General features: G+C 70.1%; 26 protein-coding genes and 1 tRNA gene. 12 read left to right on the top strand and 15 right to left on the bottom strand.

All coding sequences use genetic code 11. From position 1 onward, the window contains the following. The first annotated feature begins 25 nt into the window (after positions 1-25). The 4 genes from SHK19_RS02115 to SHK19_RS02100 are packed head-to-tail and all read left to right on the top strand — an operon-like array spanning position 26 to position 6,298. The gene (locus SHK19_RS02115; protein ID WP_322937712.1) at positions 26-2,608 is read left to right on the top strand and encodes an AMP-binding protein; all 2,583 of its coding nucleotides are present in this window, start codon (positions 26-28) and stop codon (positions 2,606-2,608) included. Further along, positions 2,605-3,612, top strand: coding sequence for an iron ABC transporter substrate-binding protein (locus SHK19_RS02110; protein ID WP_322937711.1), 1,008 nt, complete (start codon positions 2,605-2,607; stop codon positions 3,610-3,612). The genes SHK19_RS02115 and SHK19_RS02110 overlap by 4 nt, the downstream gene beginning before the upstream one ends. A 20-nt stretch (positions 3,613-3,632) precedes the next feature. Next, positions 3,633-5,180, top strand: coding sequence for an ABC transporter permease (locus SHK19_RS02105; protein ID WP_322937710.1), 1,548 nt, complete (start codon positions 3,633-3,635; stop codon positions 5,178-5,180). Beyond that, a complete protein-coding gene (locus tag SHK19_RS02100; RefSeq protein WP_322937709.1) occupies positions 5,177-6,298 on the top strand; it encodes an ABC transporter ATP-binding protein in 1,122 nt (373 codons plus the stop codon). Before SHK19_RS02105 ends, SHK19_RS02100 begins: the two co-directional genes overlap by 4 nt. A 144-nt stretch (positions 6,299-6,442) precedes the next feature. Here the strand turns inward: SHK19_RS02100 and SHK19_RS02095 are convergent, their stop codons facing one another. The 5 genes from SHK19_RS02095 to SHK19_RS02075 all read right to left on the bottom strand — a co-directional run bounded on the left by SHK19_RS02095 (position 6,443) and on the right by SHK19_RS02075 (position 11,479). After that, the gene (locus tag SHK19_RS02095) at positions 6,443-7,042 is read right to left on the bottom strand and encodes a dihydrofolate reductase family protein (RefSeq protein ID WP_322457631.1); all 600 of its coding nucleotides are present in this window, start codon (positions 7,040-7,042) and stop codon (positions 6,443-6,445) included. Positions 7,043-7,107: 65 nt separating this feature from the next. Continuing rightward, a complete protein-coding gene (locus SHK19_RS02090) occupies positions 7,108-8,022 on the bottom strand; it encodes a sucrase ferredoxin (protein WP_322937708.1) in 915 nt (304 codons plus the stop codon). 5 nt (positions 8,023-8,027) lie between these two features. Further along, positions 8,028-9,155, bottom strand: coding sequence for a JmjC domain-containing protein (locus tag SHK19_RS02085; RefSeq protein WP_322937707.1), 1,128 nt, complete (start codon positions 9,153-9,155; stop codon positions 8,028-8,030). Continuing rightward, the gene (locus SHK19_RS02080) at positions 9,156-9,374 is read right to left on the bottom strand and encodes a hypothetical protein (protein WP_322457628.1); all 219 of its coding nucleotides are present in this window, start codon (positions 9,372-9,374) and stop codon (positions 9,156-9,158) included. Positions 9,375-9,532: 158 nt separating this feature from the next. Beyond that, entirely contained in the window at positions 9,533-11,479 is a 1,947-nt protein-coding gene (locus tag SHK19_RS02075) for a PTS mannitol transporter subunit IICBA (protein ID WP_322937706.1), read from the bottom strand. Between the two features lie 189 nt (positions 11,480-11,668). Between SHK19_RS02075 and SHK19_RS02070 the strand changes: the two genes are divergently transcribed. Together SHK19_RS02070 and SHK19_RS02065 are read left to right on the top strand one after the other, a co-directional pair. Next, positions 11,669-12,727 carry a zinc-dependent dehydrogenase gene (locus SHK19_RS02070; protein ID WP_322937705.1) on the top strand — a complete coding sequence of 353 codons (1,059 nt, stop codon included), beginning with the start codon at positions 11,669-11,671 and terminating at the stop codon, positions 12,725-12,727. A 108-nt stretch (positions 12,728-12,835) separates the two neighbouring features. Further along, the gene (locus SHK19_RS02065) at positions 12,836-13,603 is read left to right on the top strand and encodes a DeoR/GlpR family DNA-binding transcription regulator (protein WP_322457625.1); all 768 of its coding nucleotides are present in this window, start codon (positions 12,836-12,838) and stop codon (positions 13,601-13,603) included. 65 nt (positions 13,604-13,668) lie between these two features. On the opposite strand, the gene SHK19_RS02060 is transcribed toward SHK19_RS02065, so the two are convergent. After that, a complete protein-coding gene (locus tag SHK19_RS02060) occupies positions 13,669-13,812 on the bottom strand; it encodes a hypothetical protein (protein ID WP_322937704.1) in 144 nt (47 codons plus the stop codon). A gap of 534 nt (positions 13,813-14,346) precedes the next feature. Beyond that, positions 14,347-14,428: transfer RNA gene (locus SHK19_RS02055), tRNA-Tyr, on the bottom strand. Between the two features lie 120 nt (positions 14,429-14,548). Between SHK19_RS02055 and SHK19_RS02050 the strand changes: the two genes are divergently transcribed. Next, positions 14,549-15,040 carry a YajQ family cyclic di-GMP-binding protein gene (locus SHK19_RS02050; RefSeq protein WP_322457623.1) on the top strand — a complete coding sequence of 164 codons (492 nt, stop codon included), beginning with the start codon at positions 14,549-14,551 and terminating at the stop codon, positions 15,038-15,040. A 63-nt stretch (positions 15,041-15,103) separates the two neighbouring features. Here the strand turns inward: SHK19_RS02050 and SHK19_RS02045 are convergent, their stop codons facing one another. The 3 genes from SHK19_RS02045 to SHK19_RS02035 all read right to left on the bottom strand — a co-directional run bounded on the left by SHK19_RS02045 (position 15,104) and on the right by SHK19_RS02035 (position 17,018). Further along, entirely contained in the window at positions 15,104-15,772 is a 669-nt protein-coding gene (locus SHK19_RS02045) for a hypothetical protein (RefSeq protein WP_322457622.1), read from the bottom strand. Between the two features lie 188 nt (positions 15,773-15,960). After that, positions 15,961-16,320, bottom strand: a complete 360-nt coding sequence (locus SHK19_RS02040; RefSeq protein WP_322937703.1) for a hypothetical protein — start codon at positions 16,318-16,320, stop codon at positions 15,961-15,963. Continuing rightward, the gene (locus SHK19_RS02035) at positions 16,320-17,018 is read right to left on the bottom strand and encodes a hypothetical protein (RefSeq protein WP_322457620.1); all 699 of its coding nucleotides are present in this window, start codon (positions 17,016-17,018) and stop codon (positions 16,320-16,322) included. The genes SHK19_RS02040 and SHK19_RS02035 overlap by 1 nt, the downstream gene beginning before the upstream one ends. Before the next feature lie 163 nt (positions 17,019-17,181). Between SHK19_RS02035 and SHK19_RS02030 the strand changes: the two genes are divergently transcribed. Together SHK19_RS02030 and SHK19_RS02025 are read left to right on the top strand one after the other, a co-directional pair. Then, on the top strand, positions 17,182-17,451 hold the full coding sequence (locus SHK19_RS02030; protein WP_322457619.1) for a hypothetical protein: 270 nt from the start codon (positions 17,182-17,184) through the stop codon (positions 17,449-17,451). Next, a complete protein-coding gene (locus SHK19_RS02025) occupies positions 17,441-17,926 on the top strand; it encodes an SRPBCC domain-containing protein (protein WP_322937702.1) in 486 nt (161 codons plus the stop codon). Before SHK19_RS02030 ends, SHK19_RS02025 begins: the two co-directional genes overlap by 11 nt. 73 nt (positions 17,927-17,999) lie before the next feature. On the opposite strand, the gene SHK19_RS02020 is transcribed toward SHK19_RS02025, so the two are convergent. The 4 genes from SHK19_RS02020 to SHK19_RS02005 are packed head-to-tail and all read right to left on the bottom strand — an operon-like array spanning position 18,000 to position 21,700. Beyond that, positions 18,000-18,989: a sulfate/molybdate ABC transporter ATP-binding protein gene (locus tag SHK19_RS02020; protein WP_322457617.1), complete on the bottom strand. Its 990-nt coding sequence runs from the start codon at positions 18,987-18,989 to the stop codon at positions 18,000-18,002. Then, positions 18,986-19,798 carry a sulfate ABC transporter permease gene (locus tag SHK19_RS02015; protein WP_322937701.1) on the bottom strand — a complete coding sequence of 271 codons (813 nt, stop codon included), beginning with the start codon at positions 19,796-19,798 and terminating at the stop codon, positions 18,986-18,988. The genes SHK19_RS02020 and SHK19_RS02015 overlap by 4 nt, the downstream gene beginning before the upstream one ends. Next, on the bottom strand, positions 19,791-20,645 hold the full coding sequence (cysT, locus tag SHK19_RS02010) for a sulfate ABC transporter permease subunit CysT (protein ID WP_322937700.1): 855 nt from the start codon (positions 20,643-20,645) through the stop codon (positions 19,791-19,793). Before cysT ends, SHK19_RS02015 begins: the two co-directional genes overlap by 8 nt. An 8-nt stretch (positions 20,646-20,653) precedes the next feature. After that, complete coding sequence (locus tag SHK19_RS02005; protein ID WP_322937699.1) at positions 20,654-21,700, bottom strand: sulfate ABC transporter substrate-binding protein; 1,047 nt, start codon at positions 21,698-21,700, stop codon at positions 20,654-20,656. 301 nt (positions 21,701-22,001) lie between these two features. Here SHK19_RS02005 and SHK19_RS02000 point away from each other — a divergent pair, with 301 nt between their 5' ends. Together SHK19_RS02000 and SHK19_RS01995 are read left to right on the top strand one after the other, a co-directional pair. Then, entirely contained in the window at positions 22,002-24,041 is a 2,040-nt protein-coding gene (locus SHK19_RS02000) for a 2-oxoacid:acceptor oxidoreductase subunit alpha (RefSeq protein WP_405030480.1), read from the top strand. A gap of 73 nt (positions 24,042-24,114) precedes the next feature. Further along, on the top strand, positions 24,115-25,212 hold the full coding sequence (locus tag SHK19_RS01995; protein ID WP_322937697.1) for a 2-oxoacid:ferredoxin oxidoreductase subunit beta: 1,098 nt from the start codon (positions 24,115-24,117) through the stop codon (positions 25,210-25,212). A 69-nt stretch (positions 25,213-25,281) separates the two neighbouring features. Here SHK19_RS01995 and SHK19_RS01990 read toward each other — a convergent pair whose 3' ends face one another. Continuing rightward, complete coding sequence (locus tag SHK19_RS01990) at positions 25,282-25,710, bottom strand: hypothetical protein (RefSeq protein ID WP_322457606.1); 429 nt, start codon at positions 25,708-25,710, stop codon at positions 25,282-25,284. A gap of 134 nt (positions 25,711-25,844) precedes the next feature. Between SHK19_RS01990 and rarD the strand changes: the two genes are divergently transcribed. Continuing rightward, positions 25,845-26,753 (top strand): EamA family transporter RarD, encoded by a 909-nt coding sequence (rarD, locus tag SHK19_RS01985; protein ID WP_322457615.1) that lies wholly within the window; start codon positions 25,845-25,847, stop codon positions 26,751-26,753. The last annotated feature ends 2 nt before the right edge of the window (positions 26,754-26,755 follow it).

Raw genomic sequence — 26,755 nt, 5'->3', positions numbered from 1 at the left:
GTTTGGCTAGCCTTATATTGAACGGGTGACGCCCCCGCTGCCGACGAGCGCGCCCGATCGCGCCACCCGGCCCCGCACGGGCGTCGGGTTCGCGGCGGACCTCGCGCAGCACGGCGGACGGCCCGCGTTGGTCGCCGGCCACGAGGTGGTGTCGTACGACGACCTCGCGGACCGGGTCGCCCGGGCGCGGGCCCGGCTCGGGTCCGCCCAGCGGCTGGTCGGCCTGGTCCCGGCGCCGACGATCGAGTTCGTCGTCGCCTACCTGGCCGCGCTCGCAGGGGGCCACGCCGTGCTCCTGTCCCACGACGAGGTGCTCGCCCGGGCTTACGGCGCGAGCACCACCTGGGCCGACGGCGGCTTCACGGCGACCGGCCGACCGGACCCGGTCCTTCACCCCGACCTGCGGCTGCTGCTCAGCACCTCCGGATCCACCGGCTCGCCCAAGCTGGTCCGCCTGTCCCGGAGCAACATCGAGAGCAACGCCGGAGCGATCGCGTCCTACCTCGGCCTGACCGCGGACGACCGGGCGATCACCACGCTCCCCCTCGACTACTGCTACGGCCTCTCGGTGCTGCACAGCCACCTCGCGGTCGGCGCCTCGCTCGTGCTCACCGACCTCTCCGTCGCCGAGTCGGCGCTCTGGGACCTGGCGCGGGCGACCGGGGTGACGTCGTTCGCGGGCGTGCCGTTCACCTTCGACCTGCTCGACACCGCCGGCTGGCCGGCACTGCCGACCCTGCGGCAGGTCACCCAGGCCGGTGGCCGGCTCGCTCCTGACCGGGTCGCCGCCGTCGCCGAGCGCGGTCGGCGCGAGGGCTGGGACCTGATCGTCATGTACGGCCAGACCGAGGCGACCGCCCGGATGGCCTACCTGCCCCCGGACCTGACCGATGCCCACCCCGGCGCGATCGGCGTCGCGATCCCCGGTGGCGCGCTGCACCTCGAGCCCGTCGACGGTGCGGTCGGGCACGCCGCCGGCGTCGGCGAGCTGGTCTACACGGGCCCGAACGTGATGATGGGTTACGCCCACGGCACCGCCGACCTGGCCCGCGGCGCGGAGCTCACCGAGCTGCGCACCGGCGACCTGGCCCGGCAGAACGACGCGGGGTTGTTCGAGGTCGTCGGTCGCAGCTCGCGATTCGCCAAGCTCTTCGGGAAGCGGATCGACCTCGACCGAGTGGAGAACCTGCTCACCCTCGACGACCACGAGGTCGCCTGCGCCGAGTCCGCCGACGCGACCCGGCTCGTGGTCGCCCTTGCGGGCGAGGCCGACCGGTTCGCGATCGACGAGGCCGCCGCGACAGCCGTCGCCGCGACCGGCCTGCCCGAGCACGCCGTCGCCGTCGTACCCGTCGCTGCGGTGCCGCGACTGCCCAACGGCAAGGTCGACCAGGCCGCGGTGTCCCGGCTCGAGGCGCCGCGTGCCGACGTCCGCGCGTTGTCGCCGGTCGACGCGCTGACGGCGGTGTACGCCGCCGTGCTCGGCCGGCACCGGGTCACCGCGGACGACACGTTCACGGGTCTCGGCGGCGACTCACTGTCCTACGTCGAGCTCTCGCTGCGTCTGGAGAGTCGACTCGGACGCCTGCCGTCGGACTGGCCGGACCGGACGATCGGCGACCTCGCCGCGTCGGCGGCCGGCGCCCGCCGTTCGCGCTGGGTGCGGCTCGACACCGGGATCCTGCTGCGCGCGGCGGCGATCGTGATGATCGTCGGCAGCCACACCAACCTGTTCGTGCTCGCCGGTGGCGCCCACGTGCTCCTGGCCGTCGCCGGCGCGAACTTCGCGCGCTTCCATCTGGCGGGCGCCGAGCGCAGTGAGCGCCGGCGCAACCTCACCCGCTCGATCGCCCGCATCGCCGTCCCCACCGCGCTCTGGGTCGCGGCGGTCCTGCTGATCAGCGGCCAGTACGGCTGGCGCAACGTCCTGCTCCTCAACGACGCGATCGGCCGCCGCACCTGGCACGAGCCCGAGTGGCACTTCTGGTTCATCGAGGTGCTCGTCTACCTGCTGGTCGGCGCCGGCGCGCTCACGACCGTCGCCCGGGTCGCGGCGTGGGAGCGGCGGTCGCCGTACTGGTTCGCCGTCGGGCTCGTCGTGGCCGGCCTGGTCCCGCGGTTCTGGGCGACAGCGAGCGGGTACGACGGGGACCTCATCCACTCGTCGCTGTTCGTGGCCTGGCTGTTCGCGGGCGGCTGGGCCGCCACCCGGGCACGTCACGCGGGCCACCGACTGCTGCTCTCGGCGCTGCTGGTCGCCGGCCTGGTCGGTTTCTGCGACGACCCGGTCCGCGAGGCGACGATCGCGCTCGGCCTGCTGGCGCTGGTCTGGCTGCCGTACGTGCCTTTCCCGCGGGCCCTCATCGGCGTGGTCGGCCAGGTGGCGGGCGCCTCCCTCTACGTCTACCTGACCCACTGGCAGGTCTATCCCCACTTCGAGCACCGGCTGCCCGTCGCCGGGCTGCTCGCCTCACTCCTGGTCGGCATCGCCGTGTGGCGGCTCGTCGACCACGTCTCGGACCGAGGGCGTGTCCTGGGCCGCCGCCACTGGCACGGCCTCGGCGCTTCCCACCCACAGCTCGACACCCCCAGCAAGGAAACCCGATGATCCACGTCCGTGCCGCCGTCAGCCTGGCCGCACTGTCCCTCGCCCTCCCGCTCCTCGCCGCCTGCGGCGAGGACGAGCCGAAGCTGGTGATCTACAACGCCCAGCACGAGCAGCTGCTCGACGAGATCGCACCCGCGTTCGAGGAGGCGTCCGGGATCGAGGTCGAGCTGCGTCACGGCAAGGACCTCGAGCTGTCCAACCAGCTGGTCCAGGAGGGCGACGCATCGGACGCGGACGTGTTCCTCACCGAGAACTCCCCGGCGATGTCGCAGGTCGAGCAGGCCGGCCTGTTCGAGGAGCTGCCCGCCGAGATCCTCGAGGTGATCCCGGAGCAGTACCGCCCGCGCAGCGGGCTGTGGACCGGGTTCGTGGCGCGGTCGACCGTGCTCGTCTACAACACCGACCTGGTCGACCCCTCCGAGCTCCCCGGGTCGATCCTCGACCTCGCCGACCCGGAGTGGGCCGGCCGGATCTCCTTCTCGCCGACGGGCGCCGACTTCCAGGCGATCGTCGCGGCGATCCTCGAGCTCGAGGGCGAGGACGCCACCCGCGCCTGGCTGGAGGGCATCGAGGAGAACGGCACCGTCTACGACGGCAACAACGTCGTGCTGGAGGCGGTCGACGCCGGCGAGTCAGAGGTCGGCATCGTCTACCACTACTACTGGGAGCGCGACCGGGTCGAGGGCGGCGACCTCAGCGACAACAGCGAGCAGTACTACTTCACCGACCAGGACCCCGGCGCCTTCCTGAGCGTGTCCGGCGCGGGCATCCTCGAGTCGAGCGACATGAAGGACGAGGCCCGGGAGTTCATGGAGTTCCTCGTCGGCGAGGAGGGTCAGCAGACCCTCGCCGACAGCTATGCCCTGGAGTACCCCCTCAACCCTGCAGTCACGTTGGAGAAGGGCGTCAAGCCGTTCGCCGAGCTCGAGCCCCCGGTGGTCAACGTGTCCGACCTCGACTCCGAGGCCGTCGTCGACCTGATGACGGAGGTCGGCTTCCTCTGAGCGGCACCCTCACCGCACCCGTGCGGGAGACGAGACGCCCGCGGCAGCTGGCCGGAGGCGCCTCACCGTTGCTGCTCGCGGTGGGTCTCGCGGTCGCCGCCCTGACCCTGGTGCCGCTCGGCTACGTGCTCTGGACCACCGCCGAGCTCGGCCCCCGCGAGGCCACTGACTTCCTGTGGCGGCCACGGATCGGCGAGCTGCTCTGGAACACGGTGCGCCTGCTCGTCGCCGGGGTCCTGGCCAGCACCTTCATCGGCGTCGCCGGTGCCTGGGTCGTCGAGCGGACCGACGTGCCGGGCCGGGGTTGGTGGCACGGCCTGATGTGCGCCCCGCTCGCCGTACCGGCGTTCGTCAACGGCTACGGATGGGTGTCGACGACCCACGCCGTGCAGTCGTTCCCGGGCGCCGTGATGGTCGTGACACTGTCGTACTACCCGTTGGTCTACCTGCCGACGGTCGCCGCCCTGCGCCGGCTCGACCCGTCCGTCGAAGAGGTCGCCACATCGCTCGGCCGGAGCGGCTGGAGCGTCTTCACCCGGGTGACGCTCCCCGCCGTCAGCCCGGCGGTCCTGGGCGGTGCGCTGCTGGTCGGCCTCCACCTGCTGGCGGAGTACGGCGCCCTCCAGCTGCTCAACTACCCGACCCTGACGACCGCGATCCTCCAGCAGTACGCCACCGTCTTCAACGGGCCGGAGGCCACGCTGCTCGCGCTGGTCCTGGTCACCTTCTGCCTGCTGCTGCTGGGTCTGGAGCTGCTGCTGCGGGGCCGTCGCCGCCGCGCACGGGTCGGCTCCGGAGCGAGCGGCGTGCCGCACCGGATCCGGCTCGGACGACTCCGGTTGCCCGTCGTCGGCGCGCTGGCCGCCCTCGCCCTGTGGGCGCTGGCGGTGCCGATCGTGGCCCTGGTGCGCTGGCTGGTCCGGGGCACCTCGAGCTCCGTCGACGTCGGCGAGCTGACCGGCGCGATCTGGACCACCCTCGGCCTGGCACTCGGTGGCGGCCTGATGGCGACCGCCGTCGCCGTACCGGTCGTCTGGCTGGCGGTCCGGCACCGCGGGCTGTTGACGACGGCGATCGAGCGCAGCGTCTACACCGCCAGCGCGATGCCGGGGATCGTCATCGCGCTGGCGCTCGTGACCGTCTCCATCCGGGTGGTGCCGTCGCTGTACCAGACTCTGGTCGTGCTCCTGATCGGCTACACGATCCTGTTCCTGCCGCGGGCGGTCGTCAGCGTGCGGTCGACGTTCGAGCTGGTGCCGCCCGGGCTCGAGGACGTCGCGCGCAACCTCGGTTGCACCGGGCCGTCGGTTGCCCGACGGGTGACGCTGCCGCTGGTCCTGCCCGGCCTGACCGCTGCCACGGCCCTGGTCGCGCTCGCGGTGGCGACCGAGCTCACCGCGACCCTGCTGCTGGCCCCCACCGGCACCGACACCCTCGCGACCCGCTTCTGGTCCGATGCGTCCTCGATCGCGTACGGCGCCGCGGCTCCCTACGGCCTGGCGCTGGTGGTGCTGTCCATCCCGTCCACCTGGCTGCTGGGCCGGCTGAGCCTCGGGAGCACGTCGTGATCTCCAAGGAACTGACCGCCGCCCTGGAGGTCCACGGGCTCGCGGCCGGCTACGGCGGCACCCCCGTGCTCCGTGACCTCGACCTGGTGGTCGCCGACGGCATCACCGCGATCCTCGGGCCGTCGGGGTGCGGCAAGACCACGCTGCTGCGCGCGGTCGCCGGGTTCGTGACGCCCACCGCGGGCTCGGTGGTCGTGGCGGGCACCCCGGTCGTCGGCGGGCCCCGTCCGGTCCCCGCCCGCCTCCGCGGCCTCGGCTACGTGCCCCAGGACGGCGCGCTCTTCCCGCACCTCAGCGTGGCGGGCAACGTGGCGTTCGGGCTCTCACGGTCGGAGCGACGGGGTGCCGACCTGGTCTCGGAGATGCTGGAGCTGGTCGAGCTGCCGACGAGCCTGGCGAGCCGCTACCCGCACGAGCTGTCCGGCGGGCAGCAGCAACGCGTCGCGCTGGCCCGGGCGCTGGCGCCGCGGCCGCGCGTCGTACTCCTCGACGAGCCGTTCTCCTCGCTGGACGCGGCGCTGCGCGAGGACACCGGACGGGCCGTCGCCCGCGCGCTGCGGACCGCCGGCGCCGCCGCCGTCCTCGTGACCCACGACCAGGGCGAGGCGCTCTCGCTCGCCGACCAGGTGGCCGTGATGATGGACGGCGGCTTCCTGCAGGTCGGGACCCCCGCGACGGTCTACCTCACCCCGGCCGACCCTCGGGTGGCCGCTTTCCTCGGCCACGCCTCGCTCCTCGACGGCCTGGTCGCGCACGGCACCGACGCCGACTGCGCGCTGGGCGTCCTCCGCCTCCGGGCAGCAACCCGCCCCGGACCGGTGCGGCTCGCCGTCCGCGCGGAGCAGATCCAGATCCGGCCCGACGACGCGGCCGGCACGGACGCGACGGACGGTGCGCCGGCCGAGGTCGTCGACATCAGCTTCTACGGCCATGACGCCACCGTGCGGGTGCGTCTCGACTCGGGTGAGGAGCTCTCGGCCCGTACCCCGGCCACCTCGGTCCCGGCACCTGGTGAGCGGGTCCGCGTCGCGGTCGTCGGCGAGGTCGTCGCGTTCGAGCGCGCGGCCGCCCGTCCGAGGAACGAGGACGGGCGCCGATCCGGCGCGAAGGTCGAGTAGCGCCGCGGGTGAGGAACGAACCGGCGACGCGCGTATCGAGACCTGGTGACGTGCCCGCCGACGGCAGGGACGGTCGGGTCTTGGCTGCGGGCGCCTCGATATGCCCTCGGGCCAGGGCGCTCGGGCTACTCGACGGCCGGACGGTCAGGCCCGGCGGTAGGTGAGGTGGGTGACGTGCGGCGTGTGCCGTGCGCCCACTGACTCCAGGGCGAGCGCCGGGACGCCGTCGAACATCCGCGACCCTTCGGTGAGTCCGGACGTGAACGGCACGACGTGCAGCCGCAGCTCATCGATGGCGTCGGCCGCAAGGTAGGCGTTGATCGTCGACGCACCACCGGCGATCGCAACGTTGCGGTCGCCCGCGGCCGCTCGGGCGAGACCGAGCGCGGCATCCGGCCCGTCGGTGACGAAGTGGAAGGTGGTGCCGCCCTCCATGACGACCGGTTCCCGCTCGTGATGGGTCAGCACGAAGACCGGCGCGTGGTACGGCGGGTCATCGCCCCACCACCCACGCCAGTCCGGGTCCCAGTCGCCCCGGCCGGGCGTGAACATGTTGCGGCCCATCACGAAGGCGCCCGCGTCGACGATGGCATCCACCTCCGTGGCGTTCTCGGCAGCATGGTCGAACATCCAGCTGTGGAGCCGCTCGTCGTCGAGCTCGCCGAAGGGGCGCGCGAGGCTCTGCGCTGCTCCGCTTCCGTAGCCGTCGAGGGTGATGGCGATGTCTGCGGTCACGATTCCCATGGCCGGGTGGACCGCCGTCGCCTCACCAACTCATCGCTCTCGTCGCTCTGGTCGCTGTCGAGCGCTCACGACGTCCGCTCGACCGACAACAGCTCGTGTCGCGGGATGGGGTTGTCACGGTGGGCCTTGCACGTCAGCCTCGTGGCGCTCGCCGGGTCGAGGACGGTCCGGACGCGTACGGCGTAGGTCGCCCCTCCCACGACGAAGGTGGCCGCGTTGACGTCGCCGTCGACCGTGTGTCGGACCAGCTCGACGTCGACGATCCGGGTGGCTCCGACCCGGCGCCGCAGATGGTGCTCGGCGGCCTGGACCGGCATCGGGTAGGACGACCGGCCGCGCAGGTGGTCGAGGTCCAGCTCGCCGGCGACGTGTGCACCCGCGACGCCAATCGCGCGCTGAGGGTCGAGACGCCCGTAGTAGAGGCCTTCCGGCAGCACGACCAGGTTCCCCGCGAAGCGGTCGCCGCCGATGTGCGAGACCTCCCAGGTCTCCTCGGGGTGCGCGTCGTCGAGCGCCATCGCGACGGGCCGGCCGAACTCCGCGCAGCAGGCGTCGTGACGACCGTTGGTGCAGACGCAGAAGAGGGCGCCGTCGTAGGGCTCCAGCCCGGCCGAGCCCCCCTCGCGGAACGAGCTGAGGTCGAGGTCGAGCACCTCACGGAGATCCCCGACGGTGCCGTGCTCGACCCGCGGGAGACGGGGATGGGCGTCGGCCACGTACACGTTCAGCCGCTCGGGATCTCTCTTCGCCCGCGCGCGCCGGGCGAGCAGGATCTTGGCGCGGTAGGTCTTCGCCTGCTGCTTGAGGGACGCGCCGAGGCCGTCCGGGAGGCGGGCGTCGAGGAGCGCGTCGTCGCCCCAGGGGCCCGAGTGCTCGAGCAGCATCCAGGTGCGGACGTGTGTGGCGGTGCCGGCCACCGGCTCGTCGCGCAGCACGCTGGCGGCGGCGCACGAGAAACGCTTCGCGGCGGCGGTCTCCAACGTGGTCAGGACACCGCCTCGAGCAGCCCCTCCCGGACCAGGCGCCGGCAGAGCACCTTCCGGCTCTGGGCGTCGAGGTGGCCGGCGAGGTCACCGACGGTGAACGACGGGCGGGCCCGGATCTCCTCGAGGGCGGGCCGGATCCACGCCGGCACCGTCAGCGACCGGTCGCCGAGCAGGACCACGAGGTGTTCGCCGTCCTCGAGGAGCACGCAGGGATGGCCGGGACGGCGGCGGAGCCGGGTGTCGTCGTCGATGCCGGCACGCAGCGCCAGGACATCGGTGACCCCACCCGGGAGCCGGGAGGGTCGGGACGTGAGGAAGCGACGGATCTCGGCCTCGACGGCCGAGTCGGCATCGATGCGTCGTACGTCGTCGGCGAGGGCCTCCAGCCGCTCGGCCAGCGGCCCGGCCAGCAGGGCGGGGTCGTCGAGGTAGCCTGCAGGGAGGTGCTCGGCGGGGACGCCCGCGACCACTTCCGCCACGGTGCGCTCGACGAGACCGCGCCACGTGAGCTGGTTGACGCCGAGGGTCACGTGCAGGGAGACGCTCTCCTGCGCCCGCGCCGCGTGCGGCGTACCGGTGGGCAGGTACATCGAGAGCCCGGGCTCGAGCAGCACCTCCTCGGCGCCGTCCTCGCCGTGGACCTCCCACTGCTTGGAGCCGGCGGTCTGGAACACGAAGACGTCGTGGGAGTCGGAGTGCACGGCGAAGCCCTGCGACCCCGGTGGCGTCAGGTAGGCGTTGACCTGGCACGGGTGCCCGAGCTCGAGCTCGAGCTCGGCGACCAGCTCGGCGAGCGGGGGCCAGTAGCGGTGCACGCCTTGAAAGACCACGGTGGCGCCGTCGTCGAACAACGCGAGCGCCTTGCGGGCGTCGACGAGCCCGGTGAGCGGCCGACCGGTCACCGTGGCCCCGCGGGTGTACGCCGACTCCGGCACGATCGCGCCGTCCTTGGCCAGCCGGATCGAGGGCGTGCGGATCGCGGAGGACGTCAGCAGCCGGTCGGCGTCCTGCAGCGAGAGCAGGCCGACCAGCTCGTCCGGATCGGCCCGGTGGAGGTGGACGCGCGACGCCCAGACCTTCGTCAGGAAGGTCTGGGCGTCACCGGTCAACAGGCCGAGAGCGGACACTCAGATGATGTCCCCATCGGTCGCATCGCCGTCGGTGCTGTCACTGTCGGAGCCGTCGCTGTCGCTGGCGTCGCCGTCGGTGCCGTCGCTGTCGGTGGTGTCGCCGTCGGTGGTGTCGGTGGCGTCACCGTCGGTGCCGTCGGCGTCACCGACGCCGGGACCCGAGCCGGCTACCGGCCCTGTGGTCATGTCGTCGTCGCCGAGAGGCTTGTCCGTCATCGTGTCCTCCTATGTCCGATACGTCCGATATCGCTGTGCGGACGGTCCGCTGGGCCAAGACCACCCCCAGTTGGTCCGATCCAACCGCACAGTGCCCCTTTGCCGCGAGGTCAGACCTGCCGCCCCCCGCGGGAAGGTCGGCTCACAGCGACCGGCTCCTAGACCCGGACCGTGTCCAGGGTGGCGAGGACGTCCTCCGGCGTGCGGGCGGCCCGCAGGCGGGCGACTGCCTGGTCGTCGGTGAACACCTCGGCGATGCGCGACAACAGGGCGAGGTGGTCGTTCCCTGCCCCGGCGATGCCGAGCACGAACTCGGCGGGCTTGCCGTTCCAGTCGATCGGCTCGTCGTAGCGGACGAACGAGATCGCGGTGCGACGGATCGCCCCCTTGGCCTCGTTGGTCCCGTGCGGGATCGCCAGGCCGTTGCCCATGTGCGTGGACACCGACGACTCGCGGGCCTGCATCGCGTCGACGTACGACGCGTCCACCGCGCCGCTCTCCACGAGCAGCCGGCCGGCCTCGGTGATCGCCTCGTCGCGGCTCCGGGCGGTGCCCCCGAGCACGATCGAGTCGCGGGTCAGCACGTCGCCGGCGGCGCCGGCGGTCACAGGGTCGGCGGTCGCGCTGGTCCCCGACGGCGCACCCGTCTGGTCGATGAGGTCGACGATCTCGTCGTACCGCGGACTCCCCATGAAGTTCTCGACGGAGACGTGGATCGCGGAAGGCGTCTTCAGCCTGGCCCGATCGGTGAGGTCCTGGTGGGTGACCACGAGGTCGAAGCTGTCGGTGAGGTTCGCGATGGCCATGTTGACCACGGTGACCTCGGGGTGGCCGGCGTCGTGGATCTTCTTCCTAAGCACCGAGGCACCCATCGCCGAGGAACCCATCCCGGCGTCGCACGCGAAGACGACCGAACGGATCTGCTCACCGTCGCGGGAGGCGAGCACCGACGAGGCGATCGACCTCTTGCCCTTCATCTGCTCCATCGCGGCGGTCGCATGGTCGAGGTCGCCCTCGTCGGTCGACCTGTCGGTCTTGAGCAGCAACGCCGCCACCGCGAACGACACAGCCGCGGCGCCGAACACGCCGAGGGTGACTCCGAGGTAGTCCCCCGCGTCGCCCGGCGTCTGCGCGTAGACCGCGAAGATCGAGCCGGGAGCGGCGGGCGCGCGCAGCCCCGCGTCGAAGATCGTCAGGAGGAAGATGCCGGTGATGCCGCCAGCGATCGGCGCGAGAATCATCTTCGGCTTCATCAGCACGAACGGGAAGTACACCTCGTGGATGCCGCCGAAGAACTGGATGATCGCGGCGCCGGGCGCCGCGGCGCGGGCCAGGCCACGCCCGAAGAAGGTGTAGGCGAGCAGCAGGCCGAGTCCCGGGCCGGGATTCGCCTCGAGGAGGAACAGGATCGACTTGCCCTGCTCGGCGGCCTCGTCGATGCCGAGCGGGGTCAGCACGCCGTGGTTGATGGCGTTGTTGAGGAACATCACCTTCGCCGGCTCGATCACGATCGAGGTGAAGGGCAGCACGTCGTTGTCGACGAGGAAGTCCACCCCGTCGCCGAGCCAGGTGATGACCTTCCGCAGCACCGGGGCGAGCAGGAACATCCCACCGATCGCCATCGCGGCCGCCGCGATGCCGGCGGAGAAGTTGTCGACGAGCATCTCGAAGCCGGGTTTGATCTTGCCTTCCCAGAGCGAGTCGAGCTGCTTCACCACCCAGGCGGTGAGCGGGCCCATGATCATCGCGCCCAGGAACATCGGCGAGCCACCGTCGGCGCCGACGAAGAGCACGTCGCTGGTCGCCATGATCACGCCCATGACCGACATCGCGCCGACCACGCCGCCGCGGGTGCCGTGGACGATCCGACCGCCGGTGTAGGCGATGAGGATCGGCAGCAGGTAGTAGATGGTGGGGCCGACCATCGTCGCGATCTTCTCGTTGGGCGTGAAGCCGTCCGGGATGAAGAACGCGGTGATCAGGCCCCAGGCGATGATCGCAGCGATGTTCGGCATGATCATGTTGGACAGGAAGGTGCCGAACCTCTGCACGTGGACGCGTACCCCGGTCTTGGGCCCGGGCGTGGCGGTGGCGGTGGCGGCCATCAGGGTTCCTCTCGTCGAGCTGGGACGTGACCCGCGTCACTGTCCGATGCCCTCAGTTTGCACACAACCGGGCACGTTGCCAAGCATTCGGGCAGAGTTTTCCGCCCGTTGCTGTGGCATTTTGCCTGTTTCGGCACTACCGTCGCGGTGAGTCGCACTCGATCCGCCCGCAGAGAGGACCACCCGAACATGAAGGCGCTGCGCTTCTACGCTCCCGAGGACGTCCGGCTGGAGGAGGTCCCCGAGCCCGAGTGCGGGCCGGACGAGGTCAAGCTCCGGGTCCGCAACTGCTCGACCTGCGGCACGGACGTGAAGATCTTCCACAACGGCCACCAGAACCTGACCCCGCCGCGGACGATCGGGCACGAGATCGCCGGCGAGGTGGCCGAGGTCGGGGCCGACGTCAACGCGACGTACGGCTCGAGCTGGCAGGTGGGCGACAGGGCCCAGGTGATCGCCGCCGTCCCGTGCGGCGAGTGCCACGAGTGCCGCAAGGGTTGGATGGCCGTCTGCCAGAACCAGACCTCGGTCGGCTACCAGTACGACGGCGGGTTCGCGGAGTTCATGATCGTTCCGCGCCAGGTGCTCAAGGTCGACGGCCTGAACCGGATCCCCGACAACGTCGGGTACGACGAGGCGTCGGCGGCCGAGCCGTTCGCGTGCGCGATCAACGCCCAGGAGCTGCTCGGCATCGAGCCCGGCGACACCGTCGTGGTCTTCGGCGCCGGCCCCATCGGCTGCATGCACATCCGGATCGCGCGCGGGGTCCACAGGGCCGGCCCCGTCTATCTCGTCGACGTCAACGCCGAGCGGTTGAAGATGTCGGCCGAGGCGGTGCAGCCGGACGAGACCATCGACGGCTCGCAGGTCGACGTCGTCGAACGGGTGCTGGAGCTGACCGACGGCCGCGGAGCCGACGTGATCATCACGGCGACCGCCGCGAACGTGACCCAGGAGCAGGCGATCGCGATGGCTGCCCGCAACGGCCGGATCTCCTTCTTCGGCGGGCTGCCGAAGAACGACCCGTTCATCAAGTGCGACTCCAACGTCGTCCACTACCGCCAGCTGCACATCCACGGCGCGAACGGCTCGGCCCCCGAGCACAACAAGCGGGCCCTGGAGTACATCTCCACCGGCCAGGTCCCGGTCAAGGACCTGATCACCCGGCACGTCCCGCTGGTCGACGTCCTGGACGCCTTCACCATCGTCAAGAACGGCGAGGCGATCAAGGTCACCGTCGAGCCGTAACGGGTCCGGCTCAGCGCGGCGGCTGGACCACCCCCGCGGGCAGCAACATAATCGGGACCAAGACAACAGATCCAAAGATCCCCGCGCTGGGCCAGGCAGGAGGCGACCATGTACGCCGAGGAGAGGCACCAGGCCATCGCCGAGCTGGTCGCCAGCCGCGGCCGGGTGGCGGTCACCGAGCTGGCCAGCCACTTCGACGTCACGACGGAGACGGTGCGACGCGACCTGTCCCAGCTCGAGAAGCTGCAGCTGCTCCGCCGCGTCCACGGCGGCGCGGTGTCGATGCGCTCGGTCACGATGCTCGAGGCACGGCTGCCCGACCGCGACCAGGTCAACGCCGAGGAGAAGGACCGGATCGCGCTGGCCGCCCTCTCGCAGCTGCCCGAGGGCGGCGGCACCCTGCTGATCGACGCGGGAACCACCACGGCGCGGCTCGCCGCTCGGCTGCCGACGGGCGAGCAGTGGACCGTGATCACGCACTCCGTCCCGATCGCCGCGATCCTGGCCCCGCTCCCGCAAGTCGAGCTGCACCTGCTCCCGGGTCGAGTGCGGGCGGCCACGCAGGCGGCCGTCGGCCACGCCACGGTCGAGGCCATCGCCCACCTGCGCGCCGACGTCGCCTTCGTGGGCACCAACGGCATCTCGGTGCGACACGGCCTGTCCACGCCCGACCCGGAGGAGGCCGCGACCAAGAGCGCGTTGGTCGCCGCCGCGGAGCGGGTCGTCGTGCTCAGCGACTCGACCAAGGTCGGGCAGGAGCGCACGGTGCGGTTCGCCGCCCTCGACGACGTCGACGTCCTGGTGACCGACGACGCCATCGACACCGCTGACGCCAAGGCGTTCGAGGCTGCCGGCCTCGAGGTCGTCCGGGCGTGAGCGGGGGCCACGGCCACGACGCCCCTCGAACCCCCTCCCGAATTGGGCCAAGGGGCGCCTGATGGTCAGTCGGTCATCTGCGTCAGCCGGTCACGGACTTCCGTCAGCGCCTCCCAGTCGGGGTTCTGGCTCCACTCGAGGACCAGGCCGGGACACTCGGTAGGGCTGTGCTCAGGTCGCACCCAGACGTGGCGCACTCGGTCGGCCATGCGCCGCAGGAATGCCGCCCGGCGGTCCCGGAGGCAACTCGACTGAACCTTCCGGGACCTAGCCGGCCCCGGGCCCGTCGACGGTGCGCGCAAGTGCGGGCTGGCTGGCTGAGCAGTACCCGACCCCTGACCCTCCATCCGGAGAGTAGGCGTACAGTCGAAAGTCCAAGTCGCCCGACTGGCCCGAGACCCCGGTTCGTCCCCCGGCACCAATGCCGCCTATTGCGGCGAAGCCAGAGCCATCAGAGGCTCACTAGGGACCGGCCATCATGGCGATTCAAGACATCTTTTCTGGCGTACACGAAGTCATCGTCGACCGGCCTGAGAGCGCCGACGACAGCGACGGTCTAGTGGTGAGGTGGCGTCGGCGCGGCGACGTATGGGAGGGCCTCGTCAGTCACGAGGTCGACGGCAGGATCGTTACCGAGTGGCTCCCAGCGCTCGTCCTCGCCCCAGTAAGTTCGCTGTAACCGCCCGCCAAATGCACAACCGCCCCTGACCTTGCTTCGCAGGTCAGGGGCGGTTTTCGTGCCGTGGCAGGTAGTGGATTCGAACCACTGTAGGCGTTGCCGGCTGATTTACAGTCAGCTCCCTTTGGCCGCTCGGGCAACCTGCCAGGGTGGTGTCGCGGCCGCTTGCGAACCGGAGAAATGCGACCCCGGTTGGCCGGTCGACAACGACGCGAAACAATAGCGCAGCACCTGCCCCTCCAAGAAACCAGCGGAGACCAGAACCCATGGCCGACTCCTCGTTCGACATCGTCAGCAAGATCGACCGCCAGGAGGTCGACAACGCGCTCGGCCAGACGGCCCGCGAAGTGGCGACCCGCTTCGACTTCAAGGGCACGGGCGCCACCATCGAGTGGAAGGGCGATCACGCGATCGAGATCACCGCCTCCGCCGACGACCGCGCGTCCGCCGTACTCGACGTCTTCCAGCAGAAGCTGATCAAGCGCGGCCAGTCCCTCAAGATCCTCGACGCCTCCGAGCCGCGCCCGTCCGGCCAGCAGTCGAAGATCGGCATCACCCTGAAGGAGGGGATCACCTCCGAGGACGCCAAGAAGATCAGCAAGCTGATCCGCGACGAGGGGCCGAAGGGCGTGAAGGCCCAGATCCAGGGCGACGAGCTGCGGGTGTCGTCGAAGAAGCGCGACGACCTCCAGGCGGTCCAGGCGTTGGTGAAGGCACAGGACTACGACTTCGCGGTGCAGTTCACGAACTACCGCTGACCAGAACGAACGTGGGCCCGACTCCCGAAGGAGCCAGGCCCACGCAGTTTGTTCAGTGGCGGATCAGGCCGGGCAGACGACCGTGAGGAAGAACGACGCGTCGTTCTGCACGTCCTCCTGGTCCGGGTCCTCGATGTCGACGGTGACGACCGAGCCACTCAGGGTGGACGCCATCTCGTCGTGCTGGTCCCCGGTGCCGGTCACGTTCGCGAAGCAGTTTCCGATGGACTGGTTGAACGTCACCGTGTAGATACCGGTGTCGGTCCGGCTCGAAGCGGTGGCGCCGATGCCCCTCGACAGGGTGCCGTTCGACTGGACCAACGCTGCTAGGACGACCGGGACGTCGAAGTTCAGGTCCGCCCGGGCGAGGGTGCCGTTCTGGATCTCGCCGGAATCGATGGAGTCGTCCGCGATCTCGGTAGCGGCCACGCCATCGGTCTGGATCTCGAGCTGGCCCACCGAGCCGGACGCCAGGTCGTCGGCGGTCAGCGAGTTGTCGAGGACGTCGTCAGACTTGACGCCGCCGTTGAAGATGTCGGCGCTGCGGATCGTCGAGTTCCCGATGTCCACGCTCTTGACCTCGCCGCTGCCGATGTCGACGCTCCGGATCGAGCCGTTGACGATGTCTGCGCTGTTGATCATGCCGTGTGCGTAGGCGGTGCCCGTGGTCGCGACCAGCACGACAGCCGTGCCAGCCAGGATCTTGCCGAAGGAGAGTTGCGGAAGCCTCATGTGGTTATTGCCGTCCTTTGAGAGCGAAAAGCCGTGAATACCCGAGATCGGCCCGGTGGTCCGAGCCCGGGCCCCGACGCTACCGACGAGGCGGCGCGGGCAGAATCACCCGAACGGGCTAATTCGGCATAGGCATGCCCGTCCGTGGTCCGACTCCCTCGGAAGCCGGACCACGGCCAGCGCACCCGTTAGCGGACTCCGCGATCCCGCGTGGCGGGCAGGTTCCTCTTGCCCCTGTCCTTCGTCACCTTCAGCCCCTTGACGCCCCGGTCGTTGTCCCTGACCTTTGCGACCTTGGTCGGCTTCTGCGGGTTGCGGTTGACCGGCTGCTTGCCGAGGCGGAAGTCGGTCGTCCCGGCCTTCACCTCGACGCCGGCCTTCGGCTGGCTGCCGACCCGGAAGTCGGACTTCTTCTCCGCGCTCGCCCCCGCTGACGGTTGCCGTCCGGGATCGGAGGCCTGACCGACGCCGGCGATCGCCGGCGCCGCGACCAACATCCCGAGCACGGCGGCGCCAGCGGCGACAGCGTGACTGGGTCGCAGCTTCATCAGCACACCACGACCAACCGGAACGGCCTGTCCGCGCTCGTGCCTGCGGAGTCGTTGGTGTCGACGAAGACCGCCTCGTTGTTGCCACCACGGTCGGCCACGTTGATCTCACCGGCCGCCGAACCGCCGCCCGAAGGGCCGACGGTCGCCACGAAGGTGCAGGCGGTGATGACGCGCGAGAAGTCGACCTCGTACTGGCCGACGTTGAGCTTGATCACCGACACGCCACAACCGGGGCACTGGTTGTCGAGAACACCGGCGGAGCTCACCTCGGCCGTGAGGACGCTGATGTCCTGGTTGGACAGCTGGAAGTCGACGATCTCACCCGAGTCGATGGTGTTGTCCGCGATCTCGGTCGCGGCCACACCGTCGGTCTGGATCTCGAGCTGGCCCACCGAGTTGGACGCCAGGTCGTCAGCGGTCAGCGTGTCGGGGGCGACGTCGGCCGAGGTCAGCGAGCTGTCGAGGACGTCGTCGGACTTGACGCCGCCGTTGAGGATGTCGGCGCTGCGGACCGTCGAGTTGCCGATGTCGACACTCTTGACCTCGCCGCTGCCGATGTCGACGCTCCGGATCGAGCCGTTGACGATGTCTGCGCTGTTGATCATGCCGTGCGCGTAGGCGGTGCCCGTGGTCAGGACCAGCACGACAGCCGTGCCTGCCAGGACCTTGCCGAAGGTGAGTTGCGGAAGCCTCATGCGTTTAGCCGTCCTCTGAGAGCGAAAAGCCGTGAATACCCGAGATCGGCCCGGTGGCCCGGGCCCGGCCACCGACGCTACCGAGGGTAAAGCTGCGCAGAATCACCCATACGGGCTAATTCTGTCTGCCCCGCACGGAGGGGTCGTCGTTAGGGTGACGCGCATGAATCGGCTGATCGTCGTCCTCCTGTCCGTGTTGATCGTGCTCGTGGCAGTGCACGGGTTCCTCGTCTGGCGGGCGGGTGAGCAAGCCCACGACGATGCCGAGCAGGCACGGGAGTACGCCGAGCACCAGGCCTGTGTCTCGGGCACGCAGGCGACCGTGACCGTCGGCCTCATCGCGCCGGCGTTGATCACGCCCGGGGAGGGCCTCGACCGCGAGAGCCAGCTGGAGTCGGTCCGAGCGCTCAGCGCTCAGCTCGATGGCTGCTGACCCCCGGGCGTCGGTCGAGATCGACGCCCCGCTCGCCGCGGTCTGGCAGGTCATGCTCGACACGGATTGCTACGGCGAGTGGAACCCGTTCGTCGTTCGCGCCGAGACTCCGCAGCCGCCCGCGGTCGGCAACCCGATCGTTCTCCATGTGCGCTGGGCGAACGGCAAGGGCACCCGGTCCCCCGAGGTGATCACCGCGATCGAGCCGCCGGCCACCGCCGCCGACGGCACGACGACCGCCCTGCTCTCCTACGAGTACGCCGGCCTCCCCTCCAAGCTGGGCCTGGTCCGAGGCACCCGGCACCAACGGCTGACGCAAGCGCCGGGCGGGCCGACGACGTACGACACAGTCGAGGAGTTCTCCGGACCTCTGGTCCCCCTTGCCGGACCCGGCCGCGTCGCCGACGGCTTCCGCCGCCACGCCGACGCGCTCAAGCGACGCGCGGAGGCGGAGCCGGGCGCGGATAGTCCCTGACGTTTCTGTCGTCGATCGCGCCAGATCGCGCAGCAGAGACGTCAGGGACTACGCGGAATCCGGCCCGGCAGCGTCAGACGGCGACCATCGCGGGGACCGTGACGGCGCCGATGGCGGCGGTGAGCCAGACCTTGGAGCCGAGCTCGAGGTCGAGCGAACGCGCGTGGCTCCGGGAGAGTACGACGGACACCGGGTCGGCGCCGGCCCCGAACTCCTCGTCGAGCTCGACCTGGAGCCGCACCTCGAAGCCGACCCGCAGCAACCGGGTGACGGTGCCCGGCAGCGCGCCGGCGCGACCCGGGGTGACCGCGACCTCGACGTCGTGGGGGCGGAGGCGCACCGGACCCAGCCGGGTCACCTCACCCAGGAAGCCCATCACGAAGTCGCTGGCCGGCTCGTCGTAGAGCTGGTCGGGGCTGCCGACCTGCTCGACCCGGCCGTGGTTGATGACGACGATCTCGTCGGCGACCTCCATCGCCTCCTCCTGGTCGTGCGTGACGAAGACCGTCGTCACGTGGACCTCGTCGTGGAGACGGCGCAGCCACTCGCGCAGCTCCTTGCGGACCTTCGCGTCGAGTGCCCCGAACGGCTCGTCGAGCAGCAGCACCGTCGGCTCGACGGCGAGAGCCCGGGCCAGTGCCATCCGCTGCCGCTGGCCGCCCGACAGCTGCGACGGCAGCCGGTCGGCGAACTGCGAGAGGTGAACGAGCTCGAGCAGCTCCCCCACCCGCCGCTTGACCTCGGCCTTGGGGGTCTTGCGGATCTCGAGGCCGAATGCCACGTTCTTCGCCACCGTCATGTGCTTGAAGACGGCGTAGTGCTGGAACACGAAGCCGACGTTCCGCTTCTGCGGCGGCAGCTTGGTCGCGTTCGTGCCCTCGATCGCGACGGTGCCGCTGTCGGCGGTGTCGAGGCCGGCGATGATCCGCAGCAGCGTCGACTTGCCGCCGCCCGACGGGCCGAGCAGCGCGGTGAGCTGGCCCGTGGGCAGCGAGACGCTGACGTCGTCGAGGGCGTAGAAGTCGCCGTACTTCTTGGTCACGTTGGTTACTTCGATGCTCATTTGTGTATCTCCTTGGGTCGGAGGAGGGAGACGACGACGATGCAGAGCACGCTCGCGAAGGCGAGGACGAACGAGACGGCGTAGGCGCCGTCCTGGTCGAAGCTCTGGTACTGCTTCTCGACGAGAAGAGTCGCGGTCTGGGTCTGGTTGGCGACGCCGCTGGAGACGATCTTGACCGCGCCGAACTCGCCGAGGCTGCGGGCCAGGCTCAGCACGACGCCGTACACCACCGCCCACTTGATGCTGGGCAGGGTGATCCGCAGGAACGTCTGCCGCGCGTTCGCGCCGAGGCTGCGCGCGGCCTGCTCCTGGTCGTCACCGATCTCGGTGAGGACCGGCACCACCTCGCGGATCACCAGCGGCAGCGCGACGAAGCAGGTGGCCATGATCATCCCGGTGCCGCTGAAGATGATCTGGATCCCCCACTCCTCCAGGTGGGTTCCGAACCACCCGTCGCGACCGTTGTAGACCAGCAGCAGCGACAACCCCACCACCACGGGCGACACGGCCATCGGGAGGTCGATGAGCGCGGAGAGGACCCGCTTGCCAGGGAACTCGTAGCGGACCAGCAGCAGCGAGATACCCACGCCGAAGACGAGGTTGATGGCCACCGCCTGCAGCGCGACCTGTGCCGTCAGGATGAGGGCGTTGACCGCCTCCTCGTCGCTGAAGATGTCGACGAAGGTGCCGAGACCGTCGCCGAACGCCTCCCGGACGATGGTCGAGACGGGCCAGGCGACCAGGAGGAAGACGTAGCCCAGCGCGAGCAGTCGGAGCAGCCACTTGACCGGGTTCGAGACCTCAACCACGACGCGACACCCGCCTCTGCACGATGTCGAGCACGACGATCACGACCAGCGCGACGGCGAGCATCAGGCTCGCGACCGCGGCGGCCGACGCCGTGCTTCCGTTCTCGATGAAGGACAGCACCCGCACCGAGACCACCTCGGTGGAGAACGGCTTGTTGCCGCTCAGCAGCACCAGCGAGCCGTACTCCGCGATGGCCCGGGCGAACGACAGCGCGGCTCCGGCGAAGATCGCCGGCACCAGGCTGGGCAGGATGATCCGCCGGAAGATGGTGAGCCGCTTCGCGCCGAGGGATGCGGCGGCCTCCTCGACGTCATGGTCGAGCTCCTCCAGCACCGGCTGCACCGTCCGCACGATGAAGGGCAGGGTCACGAACGCCAGGGCCAGCAGCACCGCGCGCTCGGTGTAGGCCCAGTCCAGCCCGATCGGGCTGCCGTTGCCGTAGAGGCCGAGCAGGACCAGACCGGCGACGATGGTCGGCAGGGCGAACGGGATGTCGATGATGACGTCGAGGACCCGCTTGCCCCAGAACCGGTCGCGGACCAGGACCCAGGCGATCAGCGTGCCCATGACGACGTTGATCCCCGTGACCAGCAACGACTGGCCGACGGTGAGCCGGATCGCCGCCATGGTCTGCGGGTTGGAGAGCGTGTCGATGTAGCCGGACCAGCCGCGCTCGGCGGAGGTGGCGACGATGGCGGTCAGCGGGATCAGCACCAGCAGGCTGAACCAGGTGACCGCGATGCCGAGCCCGAGCGCGGACCCGGCGGTCAGGGTCGAGCGGGCGCCCGCCCGGCGCCGCGGTGGCGGCGTCGGGCGGGCGGTCGCGTCAAGAGTCGCGGTAGCCACAGGTCTCGTTACTCCTGGGCGTCCGCGCCGGACTCTTCGATGAGCTGGGGAATGATGCCGAGTGGCTCCCCGTCCTCACCGTCGGCGAAGAACTTCTCCGCGGCTTCTGACCAGCCGCCGAAGTCACCGTCGATCGTGTAGAGCTGCGCCGGCGCCGGGAACGGGTCGGCAGGGTCGTTGGCTCCCTCGACCTCCGGCAGCTCGACGCCCTCGACGCCCGCCACGGGACGGAACCCGAACCCGGCGTACAGCGACTGCGCCTCCGCCGAGGTGACGTACTCGAGGAAGTCCGTGGCCGCGTCCTTGGCGTCGACCGTCACCGCGGCCGGGTTCTCGATGAGCAGCGTGTCCTGGGGGACGACGTAGTCGATGGCCTCGCCGTTCTGCTTGGCGAGGATCGCCTCGTTCTCGTAGGACAGCAGCACGTCCTGGTCACCTTCGACGAACGCGGACGTCGCCTCCCGTCCGCTGGCGGGCAGCGCCGGGGTGTTCGCGAGCAGGTCGGACACGAACGCCTCCGCCTCCGCCTCGGTGCCGCCCTCGCCGATGATGTGCGCCCACGCGGCGAGGATGTTCCACCGCGCCGCGCCGGACGAGCCGGGGTTGGGCGTCACGATCGCGATGTCCGGCTTGGCGAGGTCGTCCCAGGAGTCGATGCCGAGCGGGTTGCCCTCGCGGACCACGAAGACCACGACCGACGAGGTGGCGATGCCGTTGGTGGGCGTGGCCTCCTTCCAGTCCTCGGCGACCAGGCCCTCGTCGACCAGACGCGTCACGTCCGTCTCGAGCGAGAAGTGGACGTAGTCGGCCTCCTTGCCGTCGACGACGGCGCGGCTCTGGTCGCCGGAGGCGCCGTACGACGGAGCGAACTCGACACCGTCGCCGGCGTCCGAGTCCTTGAACCCCTCGTAGACGCCTTCGTTCGCCGTCTCCATGACCGAGAAGGCCACCACCGAGAGCGTGTCCTCCGAGCTGCTGCCGCCGGCCGAGGTGCAGGCGGTCAAGGCCAGCACTCCGGTCAGTCCCACGACCGTCGCCTTGATCGTCTTCTTCATGTACGTCACTTCCTGCCTTCGTGTCCCTGGCCGATACCCCGTTAGGCGCGGCCTTCATGCCTAATGACAGGTAGATTACTAGACTTAAGTGAGTCAGTATGCAAATCCCGCATGTCGGACGTGAGACGTGGTTGTGCTCGCCGGGCGCCGGGTTGTGAGTGACCTCACCTCGATCCCCTCCCAGAACCTGGCACCGAATCGGATGAGCGCCGCGGGCGGACTATCGTGGAGCGCGTGTCGCTAGCCACCGCGAGCGAGACTTCGGACACGTGTCCAGGCAAAAACTGGAACAGGTTCTAGAATCAGGAACGTGCACAGGGAAAGTGGACCGATCGTGAGTCAGACCAAACAGGTCAAGCAGCTCGACCGGGTGATCATCCGGTTCGCCGGCGACTCCGGCGACGGCATGCAGCTGACCGGTGACCGGTTCACCCAGGAGTCCGCCGTCTTCGGCAACGACCTGGTGACCCTGCCGAACTTCCCGGCCGAGATCCGCGCCCCTCAGGGCACCCTGCCGGGCGTGTCGTCCTTCCAGGTGCACTTCGCCGACCACGACATCCTCACGGCCGGCGACCGGCCCGACGTGCTGGTGGCGATGAACCCCGCCGCCCTGAAGGCCAACGTCGGCGACCTGCCGAAGGGCGCGGCGATCATCGTCGACAGCCACGACTTCACCAAGCGCAACCTCGACAAGGCCGGCTACGACGTCAACCCGCTCGACCTGCTCGGCGACGCCAACGACCCGCTCGGTGACTTCCAGGTCCACCCGGTCGACCTGACCGGCATGACGGTCGAGGCGGTCAAGGAGTACGGCCTGTCCCGCAAGGACGCCGCCCGCGCCAAGAACATGTTCGCCCTCGGGCTGCTGTCCTGGATGTACGGCCGGCCGACCGAGCCCACGACGGCGTTCCTGGAGAACAAGTTCAAGAAGGCGCCCGACATCCTCGGTGCCAACCTCACCGCGTTCAAGGCGGGGTGGAACTTCGGCGAGACGACCGAGACGTTCGTGGTCCGCTACGAGATCAAGCCGGCCACCCTGCCGCCCGGGGCCTATCGCAACATCACCGGCAACCTAGCCTTGTCCTACGGCCTGATCGCCGCGGGCGTCCGCTCGGGCCTGCCGATCTTCCTCGGCTCCTACCCGATCACCCCGGCCTCCGACATCCTCCACGAGCTGTCGAAGCACAAGTCGTTCGGCGTGACCACGCTCCAGGCCGAGGACGAGATCGCCGGCATCGGTGCCGCGATCGGCGCGTCCTTCGCCGGTTCCCTCGGCGTGACCACCACCTCCGGCCCGGGCATCGCCCTGAAGTCCGAGGCGATCGGCCTGGCGGTGATGACCGAGCTGCCGCTGCTCGTGATCGACGTGCAGCGCGGTGGTCCGTCGACCGGACTGCCGACCAAGACCGAGCAGGCCGACCTGCTGCAGGCGATGTACGGCCGCAACGGCGAGGCGCCGGTGCCGATCGTCGCGCCACAGTCCCCCGGTGACTGTTTCTCCGCGGCCGTCGAGGCGGCCCGGATCGCGATCACCTACCGCACCCCCGTCATGCTGCTCTCCGACGGCTACCTCGCCAACGGCTCCGAGCCGTGGCTGATCCCGTCCCTCGACGACCTCCCGGAGATCGACCCCGCGTTCGCGACCGGTCCCAACCACGTCGGCAAGAAGTCGCTGGCTGCACAGAAGGAGGGGGTCGGGGAGGGCGAGCCCGACGAGTTCTGGCCCTACCTGCGCGACGAGGAGACGCTGGCCCGCCCGTGGGCCATCCCCGGCACCGCCGGCCTGGAGCACCGGATCGGTGGCCTGGAGAAGGGCGACGGGCACGGCAACATCTCCTACGACCCGGCCAACCACGACTTCATGGTCCGCACCCGCCAGGCCAAGGTCGAGGCGATCGCCAAGTCGCTCCCGCCGCTCGAGGTCGACGACCCCTCCGGCCCACCAGGACAAGGCAAGGCGAAGGTGCTCGTCATCGGCTGGGGCTCGACGTACGGCCCGATCGGCGCCGCCTGCCGCCGGGTCCGGCGTGCCGGCTACCACGTCGCGCAGACCCACCTGCGCCACCTGAACCCGTTCCCGGCCGACCTGGGCGAGATCCTCAAGGGCTACGACAAGGTGCTCGTGCCCGAGATGAACCTCGGCCAGCTCTCCAAGCTGCTCCGCGCGGAGTACCTCGTCGACGCGATCGGCTACAACCACGTGCGCGGTCTGCCCCTGAAGGCGGCCGAGCTCGCCGAGGCGATCGGCCAGCTGGTCGGTGCGGCCGAGGGCATCGACGTCGACCTCGGTGAGCACGGCCTCAACCCGCCCTCCGACCACGAAGAGGCCCCCTTCTCATGAACACCCCACGGAGTTCTTGGACTCCCCCGCTGCGCTCCTCCGCCCAACAACTCCGCAGGGACCCCGAAAAAGCATGAGCACCACCGAGCTTCCCGTCCCGTCCTTCCGCTCCGGCACCGAGTCGGTGCCCGCTGCCGACGGCCCGCAGACCGGCAAGGAGTTCACCAGCGACCAGGAGGTGCGCTGGTGCCCGGGCTGCGGGGACTACGCCGTGCTCAAGGCGGTGCAGTCGTTCCTGCCCGATCTCGGCCTGCGCCGCGAGAACATCGTGTTCGTCTCCGGCATCGGCTGCTCGTCGCGGTTCCCTTACTACCTCGACACCTACGGCATGCACTCGATCCACGGCCGCGCGCCGTCGATCGCGACCGGCATCGCGACCGCGCGTGCGGACCTGTCGGTCTGGGTCGTCACCGGTGACGGTGACGCGCTGTCGATCGGCGGCAACCACCTGATCCACGCGCTGCGCCGCAACGTCAACATGACGATCCTGCTGTTCAACAACCGGATCTACGGCCTCACCAAGGGTCAGTACTCCCCCACCTCCGAGGTCGGCAAGGTCACCAAGTCGACTCCGGTGGGCTCGCTCGACCACCCGTTCAACCCGGTGTCCCTGGCGCTCGGCGCCGAAGCGTCCTTCGTCGCCCGCACCATCGACAGCGACCGCAAGCACCTCACCGCCGTGCTTGCCGCGGCCGCCGCCCACCGGGGCACGTCGTTCGTCGAGATCTACCAGAACTGCCCGATCTTCAACGATGGCGCGTTCGACGCGATCAAGGATCGCGACACCAAGGACCACGCGATCATCCCGCTCGTCCACGGCCAGCCGATCACCTTCGGCACGCTCGACGAGGACACCGGCCGCGGCGACAAGGCCCTCGTCCGGTCCGCCGGCGGCGTCGACGTGGCCGAAACGGCGTCGGTGACCGACGACCAGTTGCTCGTCCACGACGCCCACAACCCGGACCCGTCGACGGCGTTCGCGATCTCACGGCTCACCGACGCCGGCTACCTCAACCGTTCACCGATCGGCATCTTCCGCCAGGTCGAGCGGCCGACCTACGACGACCTCGCCCGCGCGCAGGTCGACGACGCCAAGGCCAAGGTCGAGGGCACCGACACCGACCGGCTCACCCAGCTGCTCAACGCCGGCGACACCTGGGACGTCGGCTGAGCTCCCCCGACCAGACGCAGACGTGGGCCCCGCCATCCGGCGGGGCCCACGTTGCGTTGTCCGGCGCGATCAGTCGCGGACGATCCTGCCCAGGTAGAAGTTCGTGGCGCTGTTGCGCGGCGTCGCCTTCAGGAAGATGCGGAAGTGGGTCCCGACCGGACCGTCGAAGTTCATCGCGAACCGGCCCTCGGGGCTGGTCCGGTCCTGCTTGACGAACCGGTAGCCGGTGAGCTTGCGGTTCGACTTCTTCAGGACGACCGGCTTGCCCCGGTAGGTGATCGCCTTTCCGACGACCCGGAACCTGCCGGTGTTGCGGATCTCGTAGGCCTTCAGGCCCCGCACGACGTGCGGCGGGCGTTCGCCGACGGTCGCGGTGCTGACGGAGGTTCGGTCGGTCGTGATGCTGGCGTCCTGCTGCGCGGTCGCGGCCGGCGCGACGGTGGCGGCGAGCAGGAAGGCGCTGAACGTGGCGATCAGCGCAAAGATCATGCGGCGCATGGGGTCCCCTTTTTATTTCCGAGTTGTGAGCGTTGCAAGGCGGCGTCTACCCGACGCTATCGGGCGCAAACCCGGAGCGCCGAACCGGGTCCCGGTTGTTGTCATGGTCGTCTGACACCTACGCTTGTGACGTGATGGAGTCTCGGCGTGGCCTGATCTTCGGGATCGGAGCGTACGGGCTCTGGGGCGCGTTCCCCCTCTACTTCCCGCTCCTGGAGCCGGGTGGCGCGATCGAGATCCTCGCCCACCGGATCGTGTGGTCGGCGCTGGTCATGGCGCTGCTGGTCCTCGCACTGCGGCGCCGGGCGACCATGCGGGACCTGCTCCGCGATCGTCGGAAGACGCTGCTCCTGGTGCTCGCGGCAGCGACGATCACCTTCAACTGGGGCACCTACATCTACGGCGTGAACTCCGAGCGCGTGGTCGAGACGTCGCTCGGGTACTTCATCAACCCGCTGGTGACGGTGCTGATGGGCGTGATCATCCTCGGCGAGCGGCTGCGCTGGGTTCAGTGGACCGCGCTCGGCATCGGTTTCGTGGCCGTCGCCGTGCTGACGTGGGACTACGGCCGCCCGCCGTGGATCGCGCTGGTGCTCGCGTTCTCGTTCGGGACGTACGGGCTGGCGAAGAAGACCGCGGGAGTCGGCGCGATCGAGAGCCTGGCCCTCGAGACAGCGCTGATCGCGCCGTTCGCCCTCTGCTTCCTCGCCTGGCTGGGTACGACGGGCGACGCGCACTTCGGCTCCGAAGGCATCGGCCACGTGCTGCTGCTGATGTCGAGCGGTGTGGTCACCGCCATCCCGCTCCTCCTCTTCAGCGGAGCGGCGACCCGGCTCACGATGACGTCACTCGGGCTGCTGCAGTACCTCGCGCCGATCTTGCAGTTCGCGCTCGGCGTCACGGTGCTCGGCGAGCACATGCCACCGGGCCGCTGGATCGGCTTCGCCCTCGTCTGGCTCGCCCTCTCGGTGTTCACCTGGGACGCGCTCCGCGAGCGCCGCCGCCAGTTCGCGCTCGTGGTCGAGACCGCGCCGGCCTGCTGAGC

The sequence above is a fragment of the Nocardioides bizhenqiangii genome (assembly GCF_034661235.1).
Taxonomy (GTDB): Bacteria; Actinomycetota; Actinomycetes; order Propionibacteriales; family Nocardioidaceae; genus Nocardioides; species Nocardioides bizhenqiangii.
Note: the sequence above shows the minus strand (reverse complement) of the source record. Positions and strands in the feature narration are given on the sequence as shown.